The organism is Streptomyces sp. SID3212 (genome assembly GCF_009865405.1).
GTDB lineage: Bacteria > Actinomycetota > Actinomycetes > Streptomycetales > Streptomycetaceae > Streptomyces.
Genome location: NZ_WWJY01001117.1, coordinates 1 through 2892, shown reverse-complemented (window position 1 = coordinate 2892; position 2892 = coordinate 1). Strand labels below are relative to the sequence as shown.

Below are 2892 nucleotides of genomic sequence, written 5' to 3'. Positions count from 1 at the left end.
CTGCTGGGCGCCACCCCGGCCGCCGCGGACTCGTCCTTCGGCTCCCCCGCCTTCCACCCGACGGCCGACGCGGGCGGCGCGCCGCCGGTGCAGGGCCTCCACCTGACGTTCGGGGCCGACCCCAGCAGCCAGATGGTCGTCTCCTGGCTCACCGACGGCCCGGTCAAGCGGCCCCGCGTGATGTACGGGACACCGGAGCACGGCTTCGGTTCCAGCACGGCCGCCAGGACCCGTACGTACACCGACGGCAAGTCCGGCCGGGTCGTGTACGTCCACCACGCGGAGCTGTCCCGCCTCAGGCCCGGTACGGACTACGTGTACATGGCCTCGCACGAGGGGGCGACCCCGGACAGCGCCGTGTTCAGGACCGCGCCGCGCGGGCGGGCCCCGCTGACCTTCACCAGCTTCGGCGACCAGTCGGCGCCGCAGGTGACCTGGTCGGCCGACGGCACCAGCATCATGGACGCCAACTCGACCCCCGCCACCAAGGACATCGTCACGGGCATCGAGCAGGTGGCGCCCCTCTTCCACCTGCTCAACGGCGACCTCTGCTACGCGAATCTCGACGTCGACCGCGTGCGGACCTGGAACAACTTCTTCACCAACAACACCCGTTCGGCGCGCTTCCGCGCGTGGATGCCGGCCGCCGGCAACCACGAGATCGAGAAGTCCAACGGCCCCCTCGGGCTCGGCGCGTACCAGACGTACTTCGACCTGCCCTCCACGGAGACGGACGCCGAACTCGACAACCTCTGGTACGCGTTCACCGCCGGATCGGTGCGGGTGATCGTGCTCCAGAACGACGACAACGCCCTCCAGGACGGCGGGGACGTCTACATCAGCGGCTACTCCGGTGGCCGCCAGCTCGCCTTCCTGGAGGAGGAGTTGCGGGCCGCGCGCTCCTCCCGTGACATCGACTGGATCGTCGTCGCCATGCACCAGGTGATGATCAGCTCCACCGACGCCAACGGCGCGGACCTCGGGCTGCGGCAGAAGTACGGGCCGCTGTTCGACAAGTACGGTGTCGACCTCGTCCTGTGCGGACACGAGCACAACTACGAGCGCTCCCTGGCCGTTCGCGGGGTGGTCTCCGGCAGCGAGACGCTCACGCCCAACCCGGTGTCGTCGGCCACGGACGCCATCGACACCACGCACGGCACCGTGCACATGATCCTCGGTGGCGGCGGTGTCTCCGGGACCACCAACCAGTCCTTCTTCAAGGACGGGACCGCGAAGGTGATCACGGCGGTGTCGGCGTCCGCGCCGGCCGGTTCCAAGCGCACCTCGACCTACGTCAAGGAACAGGCCGTCTGGACGGGCGTCCGCGACATCGACCACCCGTACGGCTTCGCGTCGTTCACCGTCGACCCCGGCCGGCACGCCGGTGACACGACGACCCTGCACGTCACGTACTACAACGTGAACAAGCCCGACGGCGACCTGTCGGTCTTCGAGAAGTTCACGCTGCACCGCAAGCGCTCCGACGGGAAGCGCTGAACGGTGCGGTGACGGACGGGCCTAGGCCCCGGCCGCGCCCACTTTCCGTACGTGGGTGTCGCCGGGGCCGAGCCGCCGGCCGTCCGCCGCGTGGATCTCGACGGGCCGCAGCGGCCGTTCCTGGACACAGTCCAGCAGCTCGGAGTGCGCCTCCCCGCGGTCGAAGAAATGCGCCTCGCCCCACTGCCGCAGCGCGACGACCACCGGGAACAGGTCCTCGCCCTTGGGTGTCAGTACGTACGCGTGGTACGCGCTGCCGTCCGACGCCGGTACGACGTCGAGGATCCCGCCCTCGACCAGCGCGCGCAGCCGGGCGGCGAGGATGTTCTTCGCCACGCCCAGGCTGCGCTGGAACTCCCCGAAGCGGCGGCTGCCGTCGAACGCGTCGCGCACGATCAGCAGCGACCACCAGTCACCGATCGCGTCGACCGACCGGGCGACCGGGCACTCGTCCTCGTCGAACCGCGTCCGCTTGACCATGGCGCTCTTCCTTCATGTGTCCGATCTGGCTTCACACTTCCCATCTGGTTGCAACATACTACCAGTCACCGCTACCGTTCCTCCGGTGGCTACTTGCAACCAGATCGTGCCGCTGCCCCGGCCCGCCCTCTCCTGGCGTACGACGCTGCTCTTCGCCGTCGCCAGTGGCGTGGCCGTCTCGAACATCTACCTGGCGCAACCACTCCTCGCCACCCTGAGCGACGACTTCGGCATCAGCGCCGCGACCGTCGGCGCCGTCGTCACCCTGACCCAGGTCGGGTACGGGCTCGGGCTGTTCTTCCTCGTCCCGCTCGGTGACCTGGTGGACCGCAGGCGCCTGGTCGTGACGCAGATGGTGCTGCTGGTCGCGACCCTGGCGGCCGTGGGCACCGCCGCGAGCGCGCCGATCCTGCTCACCGCGCTGGCCGCCACCGGCTTCCTCGCCGTGGTGACACAGAGTCTGATGGCGTTCGCCGCGTCGCTGGCGGAGCCGGTGCGGCGCGGCCGGGTCGTGGGCGTGGTGACCAGCGGGATCGTGACCGGCATCCTGCTCGCCCGTACGGTGTCCGGCGCCCTGGCCGACCTCGCCGGCTGGCGGGCGGTCTACCTCTGCTCGGCGGCCCTGACGCTCCTGCTGACCCTGGCCCTGCACCGCGTACTGCCCCGCGCGGCCAAGGAGCCGGCCGCCGCTCCCCGCCTCGCCTACGGCGCGCTCCTGCGCTCCACGCTCGCGCTCTTCGCCGAGGAACGGGTCTTCCGGATCCGCGCTCTCTTCGCCCTGCTGATCTTCGCCGCGTTCAGCACCCTGTGGAGCTGCGTCGCGCTGCCGCTCAGCGAGCCCCCGCTCTCCCTCTCGCACACGGCGATCGGCGCCTTCGGCCTCGCGGGCGCGGCGGGCGCGCTCGCGGCGGCGCC

Annotated in this window: 3 protein-coding genes; 2 read left to right on the top strand and 1 reads right to left on the bottom strand. The window is 70.7% G+C overall.

Translation table 11 applies throughout. From position 1 onward, the window contains the following. Positions 1–1497: metallophosphoesterase family protein (locus GT042_RS33135; protein WP_161312385.1), on the top strand; the 1497-nt coding region annotated here is incomplete at its 5' end. Positions 1498–1518: 21 nt separating this feature from the next. On the opposite strand, the gene GT042_RS33130 is transcribed toward GT042_RS33135, so the two are convergent. Then, a complete protein-coding gene (locus tag GT042_RS33130) occupies positions 1519–1977 on the bottom strand; it encodes a helix-turn-helix domain-containing protein (RefSeq protein ID WP_161312384.1) in 459 nt (152 codons plus the stop codon). An 85-nt stretch (positions 1978–2062) separates the two neighbouring features. On the opposite strand from GT042_RS33130, the gene GT042_RS33125 reads away from it, so the two are divergent. Further along, positions 2063–2892, top strand: an 830-nt coding sequence (locus GT042_RS33125; protein WP_345944013.1) for an MFS transporter, incomplete at its 3' end; no start/stop codon positions are given.